The 22255-nt window shown below is 65.7% G+C and carries 18 protein-coding genes and 7 pseudogenes; 2 read left to right on the top strand and 23 right to left on the bottom strand.

Translation table 11 applies throughout. The features are described 5' to 3' along the window. Positions 1-56 precede the first annotated feature (56 nt). The 17 genes and pseudogenes from H9K75_RS24750 to H9K75_RS10660 form a co-directional block, all read right to left on the bottom strand. On the bottom strand, positions 57-503 hold the full coding sequence (locus H9K75_RS24750; protein ID WP_264294007.1) for an NAD(P)-dependent oxidoreductase: 447 nt from the start codon (positions 501-503) through the stop codon (positions 57-59). Beyond that, complete coding sequence (locus H9K75_RS25135) at positions 497-1087, bottom strand: NAD(P)-dependent oxidoreductase (protein WP_319016909.1); 591 nt, start codon at positions 1085-1087, stop codon at positions 497-499. Before H9K75_RS25135 ends, H9K75_RS24750 begins: the two co-directional genes overlap by 7 nt. After that, positions 1084-1338 (bottom strand): hypothetical protein, encoded by a 255-nt coding sequence (locus tag H9K75_RS25130; RefSeq protein WP_009516033.1) that lies wholly within the window; start codon positions 1336-1338, stop codon positions 1084-1086. The genes H9K75_RS25135 and H9K75_RS25130 overlap by 4 nt, the downstream gene beginning before the upstream one ends. Then, positions 1335-1978: pseudogene (locus H9K75_RS25125) on the bottom strand (DUF6629 family protein). The gene H9K75_RS25130 and the pseudogene H9K75_RS25125 overlap by 4 nt, the downstream one beginning before the upstream one ends. Positions 1979-2031: 53 nt before the next feature. Beyond that, positions 2032-2931 carry a ribose-phosphate pyrophosphokinase gene (locus H9K75_RS10720; RefSeq protein ID WP_003090267.1) on the bottom strand — a complete coding sequence of 300 codons (900 nt, stop codon included), beginning with the start codon at positions 2929-2931 and terminating at the stop codon, positions 2032-2034. Next, on the bottom strand, positions 2928-4481 hold the full coding sequence (locus tag H9K75_RS10715; protein WP_175154917.1) for a thymidine phosphorylase family protein: 1554 nt from the start codon (positions 4479-4481) through the stop codon (positions 2928-2930). Before H9K75_RS10715 ends, H9K75_RS10720 begins: the two co-directional genes overlap by 4 nt. Continuing rightward, positions 4478-5839, bottom strand: coding sequence for an MBL fold metallo-hydrolase (locus H9K75_RS10710; RefSeq protein WP_023087275.1), 1362 nt, complete (start codon positions 5837-5839; stop codon positions 4478-4480). The genes H9K75_RS10715 and H9K75_RS10710 overlap by 4 nt, the downstream gene beginning before the upstream one ends. 25 nt (positions 5840-5864) lie before the next feature. Beyond that, a pseudogene (locus H9K75_RS10705) lies at positions 5865-6360 on the bottom strand (TPM domain-containing protein). 1 nt (position 6361) lies between these two features. Next, positions 6362-7267, bottom strand: a complete 906-nt coding sequence (locus H9K75_RS10700) for a TPM domain-containing protein (protein ID WP_137922056.1) — start codon at positions 7265-7267, stop codon at positions 6362-6364. A gap of 1 nt (position 7268) precedes the next feature. After that, positions 7269-7880 (bottom strand): LemA family protein, encoded by a 612-nt coding sequence (locus H9K75_RS10695; RefSeq protein ID WP_023087277.1) that lies wholly within the window; start codon positions 7878-7880, stop codon positions 7269-7271. After that, positions 7877-9202, bottom strand: coding sequence for an MFS transporter (locus H9K75_RS10690; RefSeq protein WP_449757731.1), 1326 nt, complete (start codon positions 9200-9202; stop codon positions 7877-7879). Before H9K75_RS10690 ends, H9K75_RS10695 begins: the two co-directional genes overlap by 4 nt. A gap of 13 nt (positions 9203-9215) precedes the next feature. Next, a pseudogene (locus H9K75_RS10685) lies at positions 9216-11678 on the bottom strand (heavy metal translocating P-type ATPase). Between the two features lie 32 nt (positions 11679-11710). Further along, positions 11711-12574, bottom strand: a complete 864-nt coding sequence (gene ppk2 / locus H9K75_RS10680) for a polyphosphate kinase 2 (protein WP_023087280.1) — start codon at positions 12572-12574, stop codon at positions 11711-11713. A gap of 10 nt (positions 12575-12584) precedes the next feature. After that, positions 12585-12743: a hypothetical protein gene (locus H9K75_RS10675; RefSeq protein WP_010791738.1), complete on the bottom strand. Its 159-nt coding sequence runs from the start codon at positions 12741-12743 to the stop codon at positions 12585-12587. A 1-nt stretch (position 12744) separates the two neighbouring features. Beyond that, positions 12745-13394: pseudogene (locus tag H9K75_RS10670) on the bottom strand (methyltransferase family protein). Continuing rightward, positions 13391-13630 (bottom strand): DUF2933 domain-containing protein, encoded by a 240-nt coding sequence (locus H9K75_RS10665; protein WP_187725744.1) that lies wholly within the window; start codon positions 13628-13630, stop codon positions 13391-13393. The pseudogene H9K75_RS10670 and the gene H9K75_RS10665 overlap by 4 nt, the downstream one beginning before the upstream one ends. 11 nt (positions 13631-13641) lie before the next feature. Next, a complete protein-coding gene (locus H9K75_RS10660) occupies positions 13642-14043 on the bottom strand; it encodes a hypothetical protein (protein ID WP_003090236.1) in 402 nt (133 codons plus the stop codon). Positions 14044-14422: 379 nt separating this feature from the next. Between H9K75_RS10660 and H9K75_RS23845 the strand changes: the two genes are divergently transcribed. Then, positions 14423-15220 carry a MerR family transcriptional regulator gene (locus tag H9K75_RS23845; protein WP_226858642.1) on the top strand — a complete coding sequence of 266 codons (798 nt, stop codon included), beginning with the start codon at positions 14423-14425 and terminating at the stop codon, positions 15218-15220. Between the two features lie 89 nt (positions 15221-15309). Here the strand turns inward: H9K75_RS23845 and H9K75_RS10645 are convergent. From H9K75_RS10645 to H9K75_RS10620, 6 genes and pseudogenes are all read right to left on the bottom strand, one after another. Next, positions 15310-15795 (bottom strand): annotated as a pseudogene (locus H9K75_RS10645) (TonB-dependent receptor domain-containing protein); the annotation flags it as partial. A 105-nt stretch (positions 15796-15900) separates the two neighbouring features. After that, the gene (gene tnpC, locus H9K75_RS10640) at positions 15901-17457 is read right to left on the bottom strand and encodes an IS66 family transposase (RefSeq protein ID WP_187725743.1); all 1557 of its coding nucleotides are present in this window, start codon (positions 17455-17457) and stop codon (positions 15901-15903) included. Between the two features lie 75 nt (positions 17458-17532). Further along, positions 17533-17820, bottom strand: a complete 288-nt coding sequence (gene tnpB / locus H9K75_RS25505) for an IS66 family insertion sequence element accessory protein TnpB (protein WP_404826438.1) — start codon at positions 17818-17820, stop codon at positions 17533-17535. A 281-nt stretch (positions 17821-18101) separates the two neighbouring features. After that, positions 18102-18227 carry a copper-binding protein gene (locus tag H9K75_RS25740; protein ID WP_449757733.1) on the bottom strand — a complete coding sequence of 42 codons (126 nt, stop codon included), beginning with the start codon at positions 18225-18227 and terminating at the stop codon, positions 18102-18104. Between the two features lie 120 nt (positions 18228-18347). Then, positions 18348-19095 (bottom strand): annotated as a pseudogene (locus H9K75_RS10625) (copper resistance protein B). 256 nt (positions 19096-19351) lie between these two features. After that, positions 19352-21306: pseudogene (locus H9K75_RS10620) on the bottom strand (copper resistance system multicopper oxidase). Between the two features lie 243 nt (positions 21307-21549). Between H9K75_RS10620 and H9K75_RS10615 the strand changes: the two are divergent. Beyond that, entirely contained in the window at positions 21550-22209 is a 660-nt protein-coding gene (locus tag H9K75_RS10615; RefSeq protein ID WP_187725741.1) for a heavy metal response regulator transcription factor, read from the top strand. Positions 22210-22255 lie beyond the last annotated feature (46 nt).

Below are 22255 nucleotides of genomic sequence, written 5' to 3'. Positions count from 1 at the left end.
GCGTTGCGTTGGGCGGCCCGCAAGACGCACGGTGGAAACGGGGCGGTTCGGTCGCGTCATGGCTCATCCAACCTGTTGCGCAGGCGGCCCGCATGCCAGGCTGCGATGTTCGAGATGGTCTCGTCGAGGATGCGCGCGATCGCCTCCGACGTATTGAACCCGACATGCGGTGTCACGAGCACACGCGGATGCGTCAGCAGTGGGCTGGATGCCGACCAGCCGGTATCGCAACCCAGTCCGCCGCAGCCCGTGGGCACTTCGGGAGACAGATCCCCTTCCTGTTCCAGCACGTCCAGACCTGCTGCGGCGACGGTACCTGCCTCCAGTGCGTGCAGCAGGGCGGCCTCGTCGATGAGCGCACCCCGTGCCGTGTTGATCAGTACCATGCCCGGTTTCATGCGCGCGAAGGCCTGGCCATCGAGAAGGTGGTGCGTGGCCTGCGTGGCCGGAACATGAAGGCTCAGAACATCGCTGCTTTGCAGGATCTGCTCCCACGTCACCACGCGGACGCCGGCGATGGGTGCTGCCGTGATGTCGAGCGATGGGCGAGGGCCGGGTCGTACGCGAGAACTTCCATGCCGAAGCCCAGGGCGATACGGGCCACGTGGCGCCCGATCCGGCCCAGCCCGACGATGCCCAGCGTCTTTCCTTCCAGCTCGAAGCCGGTGAGGCCGCGGTAAGCGAAAGAACCTTGGCGCGCCCGCTCGTGGGCTTGTGTCAGATGGCGAGCCACGCCCAGCAGCAGCGCGAAGGCATGTTCGGCGACGCTGGCGGACCCATAGTCCGGCACGTGGCACACGGCAATGCCGCGTCGGCGGCAAGCCTGCAGGTCGATGTGATCGAAGCCCGCGGAGCGCGTTGCCACGAGCCGCACGCGCGGCAGCAACCGGAGCACCGATTCGTCAACGCGCGTGCGCACGAAGACGCACAGCACCTCGGTGTCTTCATCGCCGACATCGGATACCACCAGGCGTTCGTTCTGGACGAAGTGCGCGTGCCAGTGGGTCGGAAGCCGTTGCTGCAGCGCGGCCTGGTCCGCCGGTGCGATGTCGGAGAACAGAACGGACAGACGGTTTTGTGCGGTCATGAGCCCTCCTCGATTACCCGGTGCAGGGACAGGATGCAGAACGCGGCGATGAAGTGCCCGGTCTTGGTGCCTTGCGCGAGTTCCGCTTGCGCGAATACCGTCGGCAGCCGGCCGGCGACCGCATCGCGCATGGTCTCGAATCCGTCGAGCAACTGAACCGTGAAGAACGCCGCGCGGCGCATCGGGCCCTGCGTGCGGCCGCAGTCCGCGTAGGCCAGTGCGGGCTTGAATCTGGCCGGAGGATTCGTCATGGCACGGCCAGCCTCGCTCGGGCTCACGGAACTGCCACAGCACGATGAAGCTGAGCACAGCGGCAAAGAAGCACCACACCGAGATGAACCAGGTTGCATAGAACATGTAGGCGGCGATTGCGGAGACAAAGGCGGCCACCCCAAAAGCCGCCACGCGCCGGTGGCTAGAAACCATCAGGCTTGCGCAGGTGCCGATCAGATACAGGGCCATCGTGGTCATCACGTAGAAGTGCGGAGAGTCGTAGAGGATGTGCTGGCCGACCACGCGGGCCGTGATGGGCAGCTTCACCAGCATCGCCAGCAGGTACAGACCGACGAGCGCGCCCGCGACTGCAATGGCCACCAGAACCCGACGGCGCCAACGGACGCTCTCCAGCGCCAGCGCAGCCAGCGGGACGTAGATCGGCCACAGGACGTGCGAGAAGAACGAGTAGAGATGCGTCAGCGCCACGTTCAGCAAGGGCGCGCGGTCGGGGAACGTCAGCCACAGCATGCCTTCGAGCAGTTGCTGGACCCCGAACAGCAGCGGGATGGCGGCATACGGCAGTTCGCGCCGTGAGCGGGCCCGGCGCATGGTGACGGTCCCCAGGCCCAGCAGAACCGCTGCGGCCGTGAAACTGGCGGGTGCGGAAAAGCACATGGGCAGTCATCTCCCCTCGATCGTGAGCGTCATGGCGAGCGCGGCGCAGCGGCTCATGGCGCGCCGGCTTCCATCAGTTCCTGCACCGCTGTCGCCAGCGGTGCCACCACGCTGATGCCGTTGGAGACATGCGGCACGGTGTCGCAGGTCACCACCCGCTGGGGCCCTGCCGCAAGAAGTGCGTGGTACGCGTCGGCGGCGAACAGGGCGTGCACCCCGATGCACACCGGTGGCGGCAATCCCACGCTGCGCACACTGGCGATTGCCTGGATCATCGTGCGCGCGCTGGACACGATGTCATCGATGAGCACGGGCTGGCGGTCTGCCAGGGCCGCGGTGTCGGGAAGGCTGACCTCCACGTCCTTGTCGCCCCGGCGGATCTTCTGCAACACCGTGAACGGCGCGCCAGCCAAGCGCGCGACTTCCTGGACCCATTGCTCGCTTTCCGCATCGGGTCCGATCAACACGGGACGGTCCACATGGGCTGCGACCCAGGCCGCGATGGCGGGCGCGGACTGGACCACACGGGTCGGCACCCGGTAGACCTCGCCGAGCGAGCGGTAGCGGTGCAGATGGGGATCGACGGTGACGATACCGTCGAACACCGTCGACACCAGCGCAGCGAACGTGCGGGACGTGATGGCTTCGCCCGTGTTGAAGCGCCGGTCCTGACGCAGGTACGCCAGGTACGGCGCAGCCAGCAATACGCGGGTGGCGCCGAGGTCGCGCGCTGCGTCCGCGGCGAACAACAAGGGCAGCGCCTTGGCGTCCGGCTGTGCCAGGCTGGCCACGATCACGACGGTGCGGCCGGTGACGTCGGCGTCCAGCCGCACCAGCGACTCGCCGTCCGGGAACCGGTGCAGTTGCAGGGCAGCCCGCTGCGCGCCCAACGCCCGGATCAGTCCATCGGCGAAGTCTTCGTCGCCCGGCAGGTGAAAAACGAGAGGTTTCATAGGTTCTCCGAAATCTGGAAGATCGGTGGGCGCGAGCGGACGAACTGCAGCGCATAGGCCAGCTCGCCCGGCGCCTGGGCGTGCAGCGTGAAGAGCGGCTGTCCCGCTTCGACCTGGTCGCCCAGGCGCGCATGCACGTCGATGCCGGCGGCAGCGGCGGTCGGTGCTCCGGCGAGCTTGGCCGCCCGCGCGAGCAGCCGGTTGTCGATTCGGGAGACCCGTCCCGTGGACGGCGATGCGACGGTGTGCCGATGCGTTGCCACCGGGATGCTGCGCAGGCCGCCCTGCTCAGCGCAGATCGCCTGGAACGTGGCCCAGGCGCGGCCGTCGGCCAGCACCTGCGTGGCGAGCGTCAGGCCGCCGCCGGCGGGCGCTGCACCGCCCATTTCGAGGATGTCCGCCGCCAGCCGCAACGCTCGCTCCCGCAGGTCGGCCGGGGCCTCGGGCGTCCCTTGCAGGACGGCCAGCACGTCGCGGGCCTCCAGTGCCGGGCCGATCCCGCGGCCGACCGGCTGCTCACCATCGGTGACGCGCAAGGCCACGTGCAGGCCGATGGCGCTGCCCACCTCCTGCAGGCGCCGACCGAGCGCCGCCGCGGCCTGCGCGCTGCGCACTTTGGCGGTGGCACCCACGGGCAGGTCGATCAGCACATGGGTCGAGCCCGCGGCGGCCTTCTTGGACAGGACCGAGGCGACGAGCTGGCCCTCGCTGTCCAGGTCCAGCGGCCGCTCGACGCGGATGAGGATGTCGTCGGCGGGGCTGAGCCGTACCGAGCCGCCCCAGACGATGCAGCCGCCCGTGCGTTCGACCACGCGCCGCATGCTCGGCACATCCAGGTTCACCGGCGCCAGCACCTCCATCGTGTCGGCCGTCCCGGCCGGCGAAGTGATGGCGCGCGAGGACGTCTTGGGCATCGTGAGGCCGCAGGCGGCCACGATGGGCACCACGAGCAGGGTCGTGCGGTTGCCGGGCAGGCCGCCGACGCAATGCTTGTCCACCACCAGCGGGCGCCCCCAATCGATGCGGTCACCGACGCCAATCATGGCTTTCGTGAGCGAGACGGTCTCCGCGAGGTCCAGGCGATCGCCGGCGCAGGCGGTGATGAAGGTGGCCAGATGCAGGTCCGAGTAGTGGCCCGCCGCGACGTCGGAGATGATGGCGCTGAACTCGGCATCGCCCAGGGCATTGCCGTAGACCTTGGCCCGGACATGGCTGAGCGAATCCAGCGGCGGTGCATGGGTCACCGTGACCAGCTGGCCCGGCTGCGCCCCCAGCGACGCCCATGCCGATTCGGACAGGCCAGCGACGTTCTCGGCCAGCCAATCCCCATCGACGACGCTGAGCGTCGCCACGATGCTGCGGCGGCCGGCCGTCAGCTGCACGCGCGCCTGGGTCGTGAAACCCTCCGACCGGCAGACAGGGCAGTCGCGCCGCATGTAGACCACCGGCTCCTGATGGGTGTCGATGCCGGTGCGCCACGCCTGCAGCGTGTTCACGCCATCCTCTCCGGTGCCGGTGCCGGTGCCGGTCTCGTGCAGGTGCGCCGTCATACCAGATCCACCGTCTGCAGGTACTCGGGCACGGCAACCGACCAGCCCAGTTCATGGTCGATCCGCGCGCGCAGCGCATCGGCCGCCTCCGGCTCGCCGTGGGTCACGAAGGTTCGGCGCGGTGTTTGCGTGAAGCCGCGCATCCACGCGAGGATCTCGTCGGCATCGGCGTGGGCGGAAAGGTTGTCGAGCGAGGCCACCTCGGCGCCGATCGGCACGTCCTGGCCATGGATGCGGACGGTGGACGCGCCGTGCACGATCGCGGCGCCACGGGTGCCGCCCGCCTGGTAGCCGGCGAACAGGATGGTGTTGCGATGGTCGGGCGCGAATGACTTGAGGTGGTGCACCACGCGGCCTCCCGTGGCCATGCCACTGGCGGAGATGATGACCATCGGTCCACGACCGGCGCTGAGCGCCTTGGACTCCTCGACCTTGTTGACGATCTTCGCGGCATGGCACATGCCCTCGCATTCCTCGGGCGAGAGCCGGTGCTCGTCGCGATGGGCGTGGTACAGCCGTGTGGCATCGATGGCCATCGGGCTGTCCAGGTACACGGGCAGGTGCTGGTGGATGCGCCCTTGCTTCTTGAGTTGGTAGATGCCGTACATCAGGCTCTGCGCTCGGCCGACAGCGAACGCTGGGATGACCACGACCCCTCCACGGGCGGCCGTCTTGTTGATGACAGTCTCCAGCTGCGCCAGTGCGTCGGACGCTTCATGCTTGCGGTTGCCGTAGGTGGATTCCACCAGCAGGTAGTCGGCGCCGGGGACCTGCACCGGCGGGCGCAGCACCGGGTCGTTAGGCCGGCCGATGTCGCCGGAGAAGAGCACGGATCGCCGGCCATCGTTGAGGTGCACGAAGGCCGAGCCGAGCATGTGCCCGGAAGGCGTCAACCGCGCGGTGAGTCCGGGCAGCGCCTCGAAGTCCTGAGAGAACGGACGTGGCGCGAACAGCTTCAGGCAGCGCTCGGCGTCCTCACGGGTGTACAGCGGCAGCGCGGGCTGGTGTTTGGAGAAACCGTGCCGGTTGGCGAACTTCGCCTCTTCCTCCTGCAGATGGCCGCTGTCGGTGAGCAGGATCTTGCACAGCTCGTGCGTCGCGGACGTGCAGTAAACCCGGCCGCGAAAGCCTTGTCGCGCCAGCAGTGGCAGGTAGCCGCTGTGGTCGATGTGGGCGTGGGTGAGCACGACCGCGTCGACGGTCTTGGGCGCGACCGGCAGCGGCTCCCAGTTGCGCAGGCGCAGCTGCTTGAATCCCTGGAACAGGCCGCAGTCCACCAGAATGGTCGCGTCGCCATGGCGCAGCAGGTATTTGGAACCGGTCACGGTGCCGGTGGCACCCAGAAACTGAAGTTGCATGGTAGGTCTCCAAGGATGTTGTCGTTCAAAGAAGGACCGGCCGATCCGGCAACTCGTTGCCGTGGTCCGCGCCCCGCGGAAAATGCTGCGCCAGCAGGTGGCTGACGGCCACGATGCCTTCCAGGGCTCCGGCCTCGAAGCGTCCCTGCGCAAACTGGGCTTCCATGCGCTGGCACACAGCCGACCACCTTTCGGCACCGCAACAGGCATGGATGCCGCGATCGGCCACGATCTCCACGGCCCGGTCGGCCAGCAGCACGTAGATCAGGACGCCGCTGTTGCGCGCCGTATCCCACACACCCAGGCGTGCGAACAGGTCCAGCGCCCGCTCGCCCGGCGATTGGTTGCGCCACAGTGGCGATCCGTCCAGCGCACCCTCGACCACGAAGCGCAGCTGGCCCCATGCTGGAACTCTCCCGTGCGGATGGCCTGCTCGATCGCATCCAGCGCGCACGGGGGAAGGCGCGGCGGACTGCGCGATCCGTGGTCGCAAGGTGGCGAAGAAGTCGTTGCATGTTCATCTCACCACCGTCCTGACGCGCCGCCGCCACCGAAGCCGCCGCCGCCGCCGCGGAATCCACCGCCACCACCGCCCAATCCTCCGCCCGGCCAGCCGCCTCCCCGGTGGCGCCCGTGCATGCCGCCGTGGCCACCCATGCCGATGCCCAGCAGCGTGACGAGGAATCCCGCCAGTCCAGCCACCGCGGCCACCGCGAAGGTGCCCACCAACAGCCACGCAGCGGCACCCAGCACGCCAGCCGTGACCAGGGAGCCTGGAAGGCGGCCGAGGGCGTTGCGTAGCACTCCGCCCAGCATCAGGGCCGCGACGAACAGGAAGGGCCAAGCCTGCCCGATGTCGTTGGTCTGCCCCTGCCGCCGTGGGTCCGCCGCAGGCAGGGCCTCGCCATCGATCACCCGCATGATCTGTTCGGCGCCTGCGGCGATGCCGCCGTCGAAATCGCCCTGGCGCAGGCGCGGCGTGATCACCTCGTCGATGATTCGCCGCGATACCACGTCGCTCAGCGCACCCTCGATGCCGTATCCGACTTCGATGCGCACGGTGCGGTCGTCCTTGGCCACCAGGAGCAACGCGCCGTCGTCCACCTTGCGACGGCCGAGCTTCCATTGCTCTACCACCCGCAGGGCGTACTGCTCGACGGGTTCGGGCCGCGTCGAGCGGACCATCAGCACGGCGATCTGCACGCCCTTGCGTTGCTCGAAGGCCCGAAGCTGCGCATCCAGCGCGGCGACACGATCGGCGGCGAGCGTTCCCGTGAGATCGGTGACGCGCGCCTGCAGCGGGGGAACGGCGACCAACTCCTGCGCGGACGCGACCGAAAGGAACAGGCTCAGCAGCAGCCAGGCCAGAGCGGGGGCCAGCCGAAGAGGGGCCGCCGGAGAGAGCACCGCTGTTCTGGGCGTTCTCATGTCAGGGGCGCGCCGCCGGCGCCGAGGCGCCGAAATCGACCTGTGGCGGCGCCGCCATGGCCTTCTCGTCGGCGACCGAGAAATTGGGCTTGACGTCGTAGCTGAACAGCTTGGCCGTGATGTTGGTCGGGAAGCTGCGCGTGAGCACGTTGTAATCCTGCACCGCCTTCACGTAGCGCCCACGCGCCACGGTGATGCGGTTCTCCGTGCCCTCAAGTTGGGCACGCAGGTCTTGAAAAGCCTGGTTCGCCTTGAGTTGCGGGTAGTTCTCGCTCACCACCAGCAGCCGGCTCAGCGCGCCGGACAGTTCGCCCTGTGCCGCCTGGAACTTCTGGAACGCCTCGGGGTTGTTGACGAGTTCCGGCGTGGCCTGGATCGAGGTCGCCTTCGCGCGGGCCTCGACCACCCGGGTCAGCGTCTCCTGCTCGAAGTTGGTCTCGCCCTTGACGGTCGCGACGATGTTGGGGATCAGGTCGGCGCGCCGCTGGTACTGGTTCAGCACCTCGGACCAGGCGGACTTGGTCTGCTCGTCCAGCCGCTGGAAGTCGTTGTAGCCGCATCCGCTCAGCGACAGGGCAAGCGCTGCGAGCAGGGACATCAGGATCAGTCTCATGGTTCGGTTTCCGTGGAAGTGAGAAAAGTGCGGGACGGTGAAGCGCTCACCAGGACGGGGTTGGCTGGCCACCAATGCCGCGGAATGAGCAGCAGCGCGAGGGTGGCGGCCAGTGGAATCGACAGCCACGCAAAGGTGCTCTGCATCACAGCGCCGAATAGCCATCCGGTGGCGGCCGATCCCAGTGTTTGTCCGAGGCCGGCTGCCGCGGCGAGCCCTCCCATCGCGATACCGAGCCGCCGCGCCGAGGTGCCGGCAGCGAGGTAGGCCAGGGTGGGGAGCACGAGACCCGTGCCCGCAGCCGTGAAACTCACGCCGACGTACAGCCACATCTCGCTGCCATGCCGGGCCAGCATCAGGAGCCCGGCGATGCCCAGGACCATGCCGCAGGCCAGTACGCGGCGTGGGTCGGCGCGCTCCAGCAGGCCGGTGAAGAACAGCACCGCGTTGACGCCCAGCATCACCAGACTGCACTCGGCGAACATCAACGACACCTCTCGGGAGGAGAGATCGGGGTGGCGCTGGCCCTGCAGCACGATGCCGAGTTCAAAGCCGGCAAGCACGAACATGACCACACCGTTGAGAATCCAGAGCGCCAGGGAGCGGCTCCGGGGTGCTCCGTCGTGATCGGCTGCGTCCGCCTCTCCAAGGGAGGAAGGTGCGGGAAGCGTTGCGGCCAGGCCCAGCATCATCAGCGCGCCGAGCGCGGCCGAGAGTGCGATCACGAGCGTGGTCGATGAGCCCTGTACCAGCACGTTCAAGAAGCCCAGGCCGACAAGCCGTTCTGCAGCGGCGTTCAGGCCGGGGCCGAACAGGAACCCGAGCAGCGACATCGCACCCAGCCATGCAAAGCGCCTGGCGCGAATCGATTCTGGGGTGTACTGCGCGACGAGCGCCGGCACCACCGGCACGACCGCGGCCACAAAAAAGCCCGTCGCGCCGCGCAGCGCATAGATGCCGACCACGCCCAGGGACTCGGGGCGCAGCAGCGGGAGCAGGCTGGCCACGTAGCCGATCAGGCCCACCAGCAACACGCGGGCACGCCCCAGCCTGTCCGCCAGCATGCCCCACAGGGGCGCACCCAGCAGGATGCCCGCCGTGTAGATGCCGCTGAGGTAGCCGACATGGCGCGCAAGCGCCGCAGGATCCGCGTCGCCCATCAAGGGCCGCAGCCAGTCGGGGATCAAGGGCATCAGTGCTCCATATCCGGCCGAGACGACGAATACGGCCGCAGCGAGCCAACCCAGCTGCGCGACGCCGAGGTCTTGCTGGCGGGTGGGCCCGGATTCGCGCGGTGATCGCATGGCGCGGCTCTCTACCATGGTGGCCCGCCGCTCAGGCTGACGCGGCCGCTGGGACACTGGCACGCGACGTCACGCGCTTGATCCCCGGCAGGCGCGTGCGCTTGAGCATCAGCGCATTGATCGCGACGATCGCGGAACTGCCCGACATGGACAATGCGGCGACCTCGGGCGACAAGGTGAACGGATACAGCACCCCGGCCGCCAGCGGGAAGGCGATCACGTTGTAGGCCACGGCCCACCAGAGGTTCTGGTGCATCTTGCGCAGCGTCGCCCGGGACAGTTCGATGGCCCCGACCACGTCGTAGGGGTCACTCTTCATCAACACCACCTGGGCGCTTTCCATCGCAACGTCCGTCCCGCGCCAATCGCAAAGCCCACGTCGGCCTGCGTCAGCGCCGGAGCGTCGTTGATGCCGTCGCCGACCATGCCGACCTTGTGACCCTGCTGCTGCAGTTCCTTGATCTTGGAAGCCTTCTGCCCGGGCAACACATCCGCAAGCACGATGTCGATACCCAGTTCCTTGCCGATGCGCTCGGCGGTCGCCTGGTTGTCCCCGGTCAGCATCGCGACCTTCACGCCGCGTGCCTGCAGCTTGGCGATCGTCTCGCGCGAGGTCGGCCGCACGGCATCGGCGATCGCGATGAGGCCGATCAGCCGGCCACCGCGCGCGACGTGGACCACAGTGCGCCCCCCGCCTTGCAGCCGCGCCGCCTCGCTGGCAAGGGGGCCAGATCCACCTGTTCCGACTGCATCAGCAGCCGGTTGCCCAGGAGCACCGTCTCGCCCCCGATAGTGGCCCGTGCGCCTTGCCCATCGATGTTGGTGAAGTTCTCGGTGACCTCCGTCGGCATGTCTCCTGCACGCTTGAGCACTGCGAGCGCGAGGGGTGCTCGGAGAACTTCTCCACCGCGGCGGCCGTCGCCAGAAGCCGCGTCTCCTCGACACCGGGCGCGGCCACCATCTCGACGACATCGGGCTGCCCCAGTGTCAAGGTGCCGGTCTTGTCGAACACCACGACCGTCAACTTGGTGGCGTTCTCCAATGCGGCCGCATTCTTGAAGAGAATGCCGTTCATTGCGCCCAGCCCGGTCCCGACCATTATGGCCATCGGGGTGGCCAGCCCCAGCGCGTCAGGGCAGGCGATCACGAACACGGTGATGGTCAAGGTGAGTGCGAACAGCAATGTCTGTCCCATCACCCAGTACCAGACGCTGAAGGTCAGCAGGCCAATCACGATCGCCGCCAGCACCAGCCACTGGGATGCCTGGTCGGCCAGCAGCTGGCCGGGGGCCTTCGAGTTCTGGGCCTCCTGGACCAGCTTGACGATCTGCGCCAAGGCCGTGTCCGCGCCGACCTTCGTGGCCTTGTAGCGAAAGCTCCCGCTCTTGTTGATGCTGGCGCCTACGACGGTGCTGCCCACGCCCTTCTTGACCGGCATGGACTCGCCCGTCAGCATCGACTCGTCCACTTGCGACGCGCCCTCGACGATCTCGCCATCCACCGGGATCTTGTCGCCGGGCTTGATCACGACCAGTTCCCCGGCTGCAACCTCGGCGGTCGGTACCTTGGTCTCCACCCCGTTGCGCACGACCGTGGCCATGGGTGGGGCGAGATCCATCAACGCGCGAATCGCGTCGGATGCGCCCGCGCGGGCGCGCATCTCCAGCCAGTGCCCCAGCAGGATGAAGACCAGCAGCACCGATGCCGCTTCATAGAACACCTCACCCTCGTAGAAGAAGGTCGCGCCGATGCTGAACAGGTAGCCGGTGCCCACCGACAGCACGACCAACGTGGCCATGTTGGCGACGCCGTTGCGCAGCGCGCGCCACGCCGCCACGTAGAAAGGCCAACCTGGATAGATGATCGCGGCACTTGCGAGGAAGAAAAGAAAGAGCTTGTCGTCCAGCCCGAACGGCGTCTGGAAGTCGCCGAACATCTTCCCCATCGGGGAATAGAAGAACACGGGAATGGCGAAGACCAGGGCCACGAAGAAGCGATTGCGCATGTCCCGGGCCATGTCCTGCATCGAGCCCGACCCGTGGCCCATGTCGTGCATCATGTCGGCCATCGCAGGGTCGCCTGCGTGGGCCTGGTGCGCAGCATGGGCGGCGGGCGTCGTGGCCGCAGCCTTCGCGCGTGCGGCCGTGGCGGGGGCATGCGCGTGGTGCCCCTCATGCCCCATCTCTTGCGCCTGACGTGCGGGTGCGCCGTGATGGCCGTGCACCGCATGGCTGGGGTCGGCAGAGACGCCAGCGGCGGGCGCGCACACGTGCTTGGGCGTCTGCTCGCCACGGCAGTGATAGCCGCATTCGGCGATGCGCTGGCGCAGATCCTCGACACTGAGTTGTCCCTCATCGAGATGGACCGTTGCGCTTCCCGCAACATAGTTGACATCTGCATGATGGACGCCGGGAAGCTGCAGCAGCTTGCGGCGTACTCCCTCCGCGCTCAGGCTCGATACGAGCCCTCCGACTTCAACGTTGATCGACTTCATGGATGTTCTTCCTGTTCGCTGTGTACGTGGTCTCAACGAGCGAGTCGGCCCGAGTCCAGGCAGTCCTGCGAGAACTCGAAGACGATCTCCCGGTCGGGAGCGATGACCTTGTGCTTCTTGCCGGCGTAGTGCAGCCGGGAGAGGATGTCTCTGATCAGGTTGAGCCTCGCCAACCGTTTGTTGTCGCCGTGCACGACAGACCAGGGCGCTGCGGCCGTATGGGTGCGCATGAACATCTCGTCGCGCGCCCGTGTATAGCCGTCCCAGTGCTTCAGCGCGACGGCATCCACCGGGCTCGACTTCCACTGTTTGAGGGGATCACGGCGGCGTTCCCCGAGCCGGCGGCTCTGCTCCTTCTTGCCGATGTCGAGGTAGTACTTCAGCAGCTTGATGCCGGAGTTGACCAGCATCTCCTCGAACTTGGGCACTGAGTTCATGAATTCCTCGTGCTCCTCGGCGGTACAGAAGCCCATCACCGGTTCCACGCCCGCACGGTTGTACCAACTGCGGTTGAACACCACGAGCTCTTCGCCAACCGGCAGGTGCGGGACGTAGCGCTGGAAGTACCAGCCCGTGCGATCCCGGTCGGAGGGCTTTCCTAGCGCGACGACCCGTGTTTCCCGAGGACTCAGGTGTTCGACCAACCGCTTGATGCTGCCGTCCTTGCCTGCGCCGTCCCTTCCCTCCAAGAGGATCAGGATACGGTCGTTGCATTTGATGAAATGCCGCTGCAGTTTCACCAGTTCGATCTGCAGCATGTGCAACTGTGCTTCGTAGTCCTCGCGGCCGATCGAGCGTGTCGCTGTCTCGTCGCGCGCTGAGCCGTGGGCAGTGCCGGTGCCGTCCACATCGGCCTTGTGCTTGGCGCCTTTGGCGCCCTTCTTGTTCTTTGCCATGGGTTCTCCGTTAGGTCTGGTCGCAGGCGATCAGCATTGCGTGTGTCGACGCCCGGCGGGGCGCGGCGCTCATGTCCGCATCCGAGCGGGAGCCGCAGCCATCGCCTTGTCCGTAGGCTGCAGCCAGGTACGGTCGATTGATGCGCTGACGCCAGCGGGTCTTCTTCATGTCAGCCTCGCTGGCGCGTGTCCGAGAGGGAGGGAAGGAAGCGCGGCGTGCGCGCGGCATAGGCGTCGAACTCGGCGCCGAACTGCTTGCGCATGTCCTTCTCCTCGTTGACAGCCAGCCTCGAATACATCACGACGAGGAAGGGGAACATCAGCAGCGTCAACAGCGTCGGCCACTGCAGCAGAAAGCCGAAAAGGATCGCCACGAAGGCCACATACTGCGGGTGCCGAATCCTGGCGTATGGGCCGCTCACGGCAAGTTGGGCGTGCCGTTGCGCGTGGTAGAGCACCGTCCAGGCGCTCGACAGAAGCCAGAAGCCGCCCCGATGAAGATGTAGCTTGCGATATGAAGCGGGCTGAAGTGAGGGTCGCCGCTCTCGCCCAGCAGGGTCGACCAGAGATGGCCGCTGTTGTGCGACAGCAAGTCCAGACTGGGATACTTGGTCTGAAGCCAGCCGGACAGCACGTACAGCGTCAGCGGAAAGCCGTACATCTCGACGAACAAGGCAACAATGAACGCTGCGAATGTCCCGAAGGTTCTCCAGTCGCGCGAGGTCTGCGGTTTGAAGAAGCTGAAGGCGAACATGATGAAGACCGCCGAGTTCACGAGGACGAGCAGCCAAAGCCCATAAGCGGGCGCATCGTGGTTCATTTGCGCTCTCCCGGGTACGGTGGATTCGCCTTGCTACCGTCGCCTGGTACGGCATGGCGATGCATCAGCACATGAGCGATGACGCAAGTCGCCAGGAGGACCAGTGGCAGCGCGGCCAGGTAGTGCCCGCGGTGTTCCGTCAGCAGCATGTAGAGGCTCACGGCCAGGAAGATCAGAAAGCCCAGGAACCATCGCGAGCGCGAAAACCTCGGACTGGTGCGGTGAGAAGTTGTCATGGTCGTCCTCCTCACTTCGCCGGCTCAGGCATCCGGTCCATCATCATCTGCATCATGGATTGGCACATGTCCATGCGCATTTCGAGCATTTGCTGCCGCTCAGCTGTCGGCGCCGACTCGGCTCCATCCTTCATTGCGCCCATCATCGCCATGCCAGCCCGCATGGCCTGCATGTGTTCGGCCATGAGCGCCTTGCGCTGCGCAGGCGTCTTCGCAGCCACCATCCGTTCGTGCATGGCCTGCATCGACTTCAGTTGCGCATCCATGCCCTCGGTGGTCGGCGCCCTTGGCGTCTCGGCCGCGGTCGGACTCGCACCTGCGGGGTGATGGGCCTGATGGTTGTCCTGCGCGAACGCAGACAAGGTGACCAGTGCGGCGCCAACGATGGCCGCGATCGAATGCGTGAATTTCATTTCTCTCTCCTTTAGCCGCGGGTGCCTGCCATTGGGGCGAAACCGATGTCGCCGCAAGCGGACAAAGCCCTATGAAAACTCCGTAGTCGGGTACAGAGTCAAGGCTTATGAGTTGTGCGCCGGGTGTGACCGACACGGCAACTCAAAGGAGGCGCTACAGCGCGAGACGCTCGAACAGCAGCCACGACGGCCGCTTGGGAGGTGGTCGCTGGTGACCCCTCGATGGGATGGCTCGCAGAGCCAACGTCGGAGCCAGCAGCTGGTCTCCATAGGCGGGAGGCGCCAAACCGACGAGGTCGAACGCGAAGGTTGGTGCTTTCTGAATGGCGGACTGGTTGACGTCGCCGCAGAGCTTCAGGCACGGGGCCTTCGACGGGTCGTGCGAACCTTCTTCGTGCTCACCATGGAGGCCTTCATGATTTCCATGCCCGGACGATGGAACATGCTCATATCCGACAGCATGCCGATGTTGCTGCGGAGACTCCAGAAGGCAGGCATTGGCCACCCCGGCCCCGAGCGCAAACAGCCATACCCCGAGCACCATCCACGCGATGGCGCGAATCCTGCGGTGGTTGAGAAGTGTGCGCATGTGCGGCCTATTGACCCATTGACACCTGTGATCCTATTCCCAACTGAGCTGCGGGAAATTGATTTGGATCAAATGGAGGCAGGGGTCAACTACGCAGTGCTGCGTTATTCTTTGTCGGTCATGAATAAGACAGTGGATCCCTCAATGAAAGAAGGTCCGGGTGATTGGATGACTGTCGGCAGGCTGGCGAAGGTCGCTGGTGTCGGCGTGGAGACAATCCGCTACTACCAGGGACGCGGCCTGTTGCCGATCCCGAAGGCCGCCGGCAGCTTCCGGCGCTACCCCGCTTCGATGATCCAGCGGATAGGTTTCATCAAGCGCGCGCAAAGCCTTGGGTTCTCGCTGGACGAGGTGAAATCGCTCTTGGACCTGGAGGATGGGCGGAATCGCCGAGCCATTCAGACGGTGACACGGCGGCGCCTTGACCAGATCGATGAGAAGCTCGGCGATCTCGAACGCATGCAAGGTGCTCTACGGGACATGCTCTTGCAGTGCGAGGAGATGGGGCAAGCGTCCCCTTGCCCCATCATCGCCGCACTTGTTGGCCCGCCTCCGGTTCAATCGCCGCCAACCAGTCGTTTGCGATAGCTGATGGTATTTGGATTGCAGAGTAAGGAGCAGACCAGGGTTCTCGTTTGGGAGCCCGGCATAGATCGGAGGGCTCCACTACAACCGGATCAGAAGGTCGCCCTTACGCCGATCCTGAGCGTGCGTCCCGGCAGCGGTGCGTTCGGATACACCGTCGTGGTCAGGATCGAGGTAGGGCTGTAGGCGAGCTTGTTGGTCAAGTTGTCTATGCGCGCGTACCAGGTCAGCCGCGCCCGCTGTGCCTTCATGCCGTAGGTGATCGCGGCGTTCCACAGCGTGTAGGCCTCGGTCTCGCGCGTGTTGGCCGGCACTCGGCGTTGCGCTGCGTTGTAGTCGAAGCCAAGCCGCGCGTTCCACGGCCCGTTACCGTAGACCAGGGTCGCGCCAATGCGCAGCGGAGCGATGCGTGGTAGCGGCTCGCCGGTATCTAGGTTTGTGGCCCGTACAACGTCAGTCCGCCATGCCAGATCCAGCGTCGAGCCGTCGGAAGTCCGCGATAACCCGTCCGGCCCTTGTAGACGCAGATTGCCGTTGGCTTCGAGGCCGGTGAAGCGCGCACGCACGCCGCCGTAGAGTATGCGTCCGCCGAACACATCTTGACGGTTGTAGGCCGGGGCACGGTGTAGATTCCCAGCCCCTGACACCGGGGATGGGAATTGGCGTCCAACGGCGAAGAGGCTTCAGCTCGGTGACCAGCGATGCGGCAGCAGCTCGTCGATCCGGCTGGCCGGGTGCGTCGGCAGGCGATCCAGCACGTCCTTGAAGTAGGCGTAGGGGTCGTGCCCGTTGATGCGGGCCGAGTGCAGCAGGCTCATGATGGCCGCGGCCCGTTTGCCTGCCCGCAGGCTGCCGGCGAACAACCAATTCGATCTTCCAACGGCAATTGGGCGGATCTGGTTCTCGACCCAGTTGTTCGAGATCGGCACGTCGCCGTCGCTGACGAAGTGCGTGAGCTCCTTCCAGCGTTTCAGGCTGTAGTCGATCGCCTTGATGGTCGCGGAGCCGGGCGGCACCGGCTGCCGCTTTGCGAGCAGCCATCGGTGGAACACGGCGAGCACCCGGTGTGACTTGCGCTGCCGGAGCCGCTGTCGCTCCTCACTGGCGAGCTGTTCGGCCTGGCGCTCGATGCGGAACAGGGCCTGGTAGAAGCGCAGCGCCTGCTCGCCGACCTTGCTGCCATGGTTGGCCCACAGTTCGTGGAACTTGCGTCGGCTGTGAGCCATGCATTGGGCCGAGGTCACGACTTTGTCGACACAGGCCGAGTAGCCACTGAAGCCGTCAGTCACCAGCGTGCCCCGCCATGCGCAGGGCGTGTCCAGCCGCAGGAAGTCGCGCACGTTCTCACCGCTGCGGGTCTCGCTGAACTCGAACACCACCGCCTTGACGGGATTGGTGCTCGGTGTGCAGTACGACCAGATGTAGGCTTTGTGGGTCTTGCCGTTGCCCGGCTTGAGCATGGCCACCGGCGTCTCGTCGGCGTGCAGCACCAGGTGGCGCCGCAGTTCGTCGGCCAGAGCCTGCACCAGGGGCTGCAGCTGCGCGCCACAGGCACCCACCCACTCGGCCAGCGTCGAGCGGGCGATCACGTGGCCGGCCCGCGCGAACACGGCCTCCTGCCGGTACAGGGGCAAGTGATCCATGAACTTGGCCACCAGCACATGGGCCAGCAGGCCGGTCGTCGGGATGCCCTTGTCGATCACGTGTGCCGGCACCGGTGCCTGCACGATGCGCTCGCAGCACTTGCAAACCCACTTGCCGCGCACGTGGCGTTCGACCGTGAACACGCCGGGCTGGTAGTCGAGCTTTTCGGCCACGTCCTCCCCGATGCGTTGCATGTCCTGGCCGCAGCCGCAGCTCGTATCGGTCGGCTCATGGGGCACGTCGCGGCGCGGCAGGTCGGCGGGTAACTGGGTGCGCTTGGGCGCCTTCTTCTCGTCCTCGTCCTTGTTGTCGGCCTTCTTGCGATGGCGCTGCAGCTCGGCGTCGAGCTCATGGATGTCGGTGTCCAGCGTCTCCTCCAGCAGGCTGCGCTGCTCGGGCGAGAGGGTGCTGGCGAAGCGCTCGCTGGTGGCGGCGAACTTCATGCGCTTGAGGATCGCCATCTCGTGCGTGAGCTTGTCGATGATCGCTTGCTTGAAGGCGATCTCCTGGTCACGCTGCTGCACCTGGGCGAGCAGCGACTGCACGGCCTGCCGCGTCTGCGGATCCAAGGCGTCCAGTTGCTCTGCGCTGATCATGGACGGGCATCGTGCCACGTCGACGACCTCAGCGCATCGGCATATCCGGCAATTGTCCGAGCCGTGCAGCGTGCTTCAGATCGTGCGGATGATGCCGGCCTCGCCCAGGTGCTGCCACGGCAGGCCCAGCACGAGCGCGTCAAGTTGCACGCGCGTCAGGTTTTGCGTGCTGGCGCCGTCCAGCGGCCACACGAACTTGCTGGCGTTGAGTCGCCTGGCCGCAAGCCACACGCCGATGCCGTCGTGCACCAAGCACTTCAGGCGGTTGGCGCGCCGGTTGGTGAACAGGTAGGCATGGTGCGGGTGTGCGGCACCGAAGATGCCGACCACGCGGGCCAGTGCGGCTTCGGTGCCCAGGCGCATGTCCAGCGGTTGCACGGCCAGCCAGACGGCGTCGACGCGGATCAACCCAGAACCTCGCGCAGCCAGGCGGCGCTGCGCGCGTCCAGCGGTAGCTCGGCCTGCACCGTGGTGCTGCCACGGCGGATCTCCACGGCGATGCAGCGTGGCGACAGCGTCGGCACAGGTGGCACGGCCGACTTCCTCCGCGGCCTGTGTGATCACGTCCCATCGCTCCTTGCCCTGCAGTCGTTGATCCGGGTGCGCGTGCTGCCAAGCCTCCAGCTTCTTGTGAGCGTTGGCGATCATGGCTGCACCTTTTCGATGGCGGTGATCACGTAGTCCTCACCTTGCTGGGAGAAGGTGAATCGCACCTGCTGCCGAACCGAAAGACCCGCGGCGAGCTGCGGGCTGCTCAGCTTGAAGCCCATGGTCATGGCCGGCCATTGGAGGGCCGGCACGGCCTCGTGCGCCAGCGTCAGCTCGGTGGGCGACATCTCCTCGATTGTTAATTTCCACGCAAAACTGACCCGCCTCAAACCCGCTAGGTTCTAGAACCAGAATCGCACGCCAGCCACCCAGCGCGTCTGCTGCGCACGGCCGCCTTCGGCACGCACATAGTCCGCGGTGCGTCCGAAGCTGCCCGCCCGTTCCACGCCGATATAGGGGGCGAACTGGCGACTGAATTCATAGCGCAGGCGCAAGCCAGCAGACGCTTCGGCCAGGCCCTTGCCGATACCGCGTTCAGGGTCGTCCTTGCCATAAAACTGCAACTCGGCGCGAGGCTCCAGAATCAGTCGCTGGGTCAGCAGCAGCTCGTAGCTGCCTTCGACACGCAGCGCCGTACGTCCACCACTTCCCACGTAGCCCGTCGCCTCCAGCTCGAACCAGTAGGGGCGAGGCCCTGGATGCCGAAAGCCAACCATTGACGGCTCGGGCCTTCCCCGTTATCCACCCGAACGCCGAGCTGGGTGTCCCAGTACGGTGCGACGGCGTGCCCCAGAGAAGCTCGGTACGCGATTCTTCGAGCTTTCCTTTGGCGATATCGCCTTCGGCCTTCACGACGGCCTTGTTGTAGGTCGTCCCATACCACGCCTGGAGGTCGTAGGCCGTGGAGTCGTCTCCTTTGCGCGTGAAGCGGCGTTCCAGAGTTTCGCCGCGCAACGAAAAGAACCTGTGTTCGTCGGCCAGCATCAGCCGCGGCACACCGGGTACGGCGTAGTCGCCCGATCCCAATGTCAGGCCATTGGAGTAGCCATGCGGATCGCGGGCGTCAGGAGGCGCCGACCCGCCCTGCATCTGCATGTTGCCGTGATCCATGGCCGGGGCCGCGGTCGAGCCGCTCGCCGACGTCGCGTGACCCGCGTGCGGGTCGGCGGCAGGAGCCACGGTCTGAGTGGATGGCGCGGCCGTTTGAGCGTCGGCCTGGCCGTGCGCTGCATGGTCGTTCTGTGCTTGTGCCTGGGCGGCGACGCTTACCAGGGCCAGAAGCGTCGTGGCCAGTGCGCGAGTGGGGAGTGCTTTGGACATTCTTGGTCTTCCTTGTGCGCTGGGTTCAAGACACCACGACTTCGCGGAACATGCCGGCATCCATGTGGAACATCAGGTGGCAGTGCCACGCCCAGCGGCCGAGCGCGTCGGCTGTCACCAGGAAGCTGATGCGTTGTGCCGGCTGCACCGGCAGGGTGTGGCGGCGCGCAAGGAAGCGACCGTCGGGGCTTTCCAGCTCGCTCCACATGCCGTGCAGGTGCATGGGATGGGTCATCATGGTGTCGTTGTGCAGAATGACCCGCAGCCGCTCGCCGTGTTTGAAGTGCACCGGCGTGGACTTTCCGAACTCCAGCCCGTCCAGGGACCATGCGTAGCGTTCCATGTTGCCCGTGAGGTGCAGTTCGACCTCCCGGCCGGGGCCTCTCTTGTCCAGCGGCCCCGACGGGGTATGCAGATCCGCGAGGGTCAACACGCGCCGACCGTTGTTGCGCAGTCCGATGCCGGGATCATCGAGGTTGGTGCGCGCCATGTCAACGCGCATGTCCGTGCTGGCACCATACTCGGTGCGAGCGTGGCGAGCAGTAGTGCTGGGCACGGCCAGTCCCCCCGCCGCCGCGGCGTGTTGGCTGTGATCCATCGCCATGCCACCGTGGTTCATGGCGCCGTGATTCATGCCTGCCATCGCCCCATGATCCATCCCGGACATCGAACCCGAGCCCATCCCGGTCATCCCAGTCATGCCCGTCATGCCCGTCATGCCCGTCATGCCCGTCATGCCCGTCATGCCCGTCATGCCCGTCATCCCGGTCATCCCGGTCATCTCCATGGCCTGGCCGGACCCGCCATGGTCCATGCCCCCATCATGCCGCCCATCATGTCGTTCATGGTCAGCCATTCGACCGGATCGAGGGCAGGCACGGGAGCTTGAAGACCTTCACGCACGGCCAGCGTGGCACGCGCGTAGCCTGTCCGGTCCATCGCCTGGGCGAAGATCGTGTAAGCGTCATCCCGTGGCTGGACGATCACGTCGACGGTTTCGCCAGGACCGAATCGGAACTCATCGACGGTCACCGGCTCCACGTCAACACCATCGACGTGCACCACCGTGAGTTTCAGTCCTGGAATGCGTACGTCGTAGAAGGTGTTGCCCGCACCGTTGACCATGCGCAGCCGCACGCGCTCACCCGGTCGGAACAGCGCCGTCCAATTGCCGGCGGGGGTGACGCCGTTGGCCAGATAGGTCAGCGTGGCGGCAGACAGATCTGCGAGATCCGTCGGATTCATCCGCATCTCGTTCCACATCTTGCGCTTGTCGATCGCAGCGGCCGTGCCTTCGCGCGAGGCGTCCCGGAAGAAGTCGAAGACGGTAGGTTGGTTGTAGTTGTAATAGTCGCTTTGGGACTTGAGCTTGGTGAACACCCGCATCGGGTCTTCGTCGGTCCAATCCGAGAACAGCAGCACGTGGTCACGGTCGGCGTGGATGGTCTCGGCGCCAGCGGGGTCGATGATGATCGCCCCGTACATGCCCGTGAGTTCCTGGAAGCCGGAGTGCGAGTGGTACCAGTAGGAGCCGCTCTGCTGAACCTTGAAGCGGTACGTGAAGGTCTCGCCGGGAGCGATGCCATTGAAGCTGATGCCCGGCACGCCATCCATCTGATACGGCAGGATGATCCCGTGCCAGTGAATGGATGTGGCTTCACGCAGCTTGTTGGTTACACGGATTGTGACGGTGTCACCCTCGCGCCAACGCAATGTCGGTGCCGGCAGCGAGCCGTTGATGGTCGTAGCCACGCCTGGCTTGCCCGTGAAGTTCACGGGCGATTCGGCGATCACCAAGTCGAACTCGGTGCCCTTCAGCACAGGGGCGGCACCGCGCGTCGCGGAGCCTTGCTGGGCAAATGCCTTGAACGCCGGCGTGGACAGCCCAGCGAGAACGCCGCCGGCGGCTAACCCTTGGACGAAACGCCGACGAGAAAGGCCCTGTGTGGGCACGATAAAAAAGGGTGAACGAGGCGGCATGGCCTGAAATCCTCCATAGATGACTCGGAAGTCGTTCTAAACGCCACCCCATCCTGAGCGGCACAGTTCGACGCAATGCAGGTCATGCTATGGGTTGGGCGCTTTCCATCGAATGACCCCTGAATTACATTCATGTAATGTTCGTGGAAGCTGGCAACCAGTAAATTGCTGATTGAAAGTGGATGAATGCGTACATCGTGAGCGGCTATTTTTCCGCGCCGTAGCGATTTCATGGGACATGCGATGAAACTGCTGGTCGTTGAAGACGAGAACAAGACGGCGGATTACGTCCGCCAAGGTCTCATGGAGGCGGGATTCGTCGTGGATCTGGCGCGCAACGGATTGGACGGACACCACCTGGCCATGGGCGAGACATACGATCTGGTGGTCTTGGATGTCATGCTGCCGGATGTCGATGGCTGGCGCATCGTGCGTGCCCTTCGAGATGCCGGTAAACAGGTCCCTGTGCTCTTTCTGACGGCGCGTGGCGGTGTAGACGACCGTGTCAAGGGATTGGAACTGGGAGCGGACGACTACCTCGTCAAGCCATTCGCGTTCTCTGAGTTGCTGGCGCGGGTGCGGACGCTGCTGCGACGCGGAAGCGCTCCGAGCCAGCCTGATCGCATCCAGGTTGCCGATTTGGTGCTGGACTTGGCGCGCCGGCGCGCAACGCGCGCTGGCCAACGCATCAATCTCACCAGCAAGGAGTTCGCGTTGCTTGAGCTCCTGGCCCGTCGCCAGGGGGAGGTCCTTCCACGTTCTCTGATCGCGTCGCAGGTATGGGACATGAATTTCGACAGCGATAGCAACGTCATCGATGTAGCCATCCGCCGTCTCCGCGCGAAGATAGACGATGCGTTCAATCCGAAGCTCATTCACACCGTGCGTGGAATGGGATACTGAGGTTGCCCCGAATTTCGGAGTTCATAGCTCAACCCGGAGAATGCCG

The sequence above is a fragment of the Diaphorobacter aerolatus genome (assembly GCF_014489535.1).
Lineage (GTDB): Bacteria > Pseudomonadota > Gammaproteobacteria > Burkholderiales > Burkholderiaceae_C > Diaphorobacter_A > Diaphorobacter_A aerolatus.
Note: the sequence above shows the minus strand (reverse complement) of the source record. Positions and strands in the feature narration are given on the sequence as shown.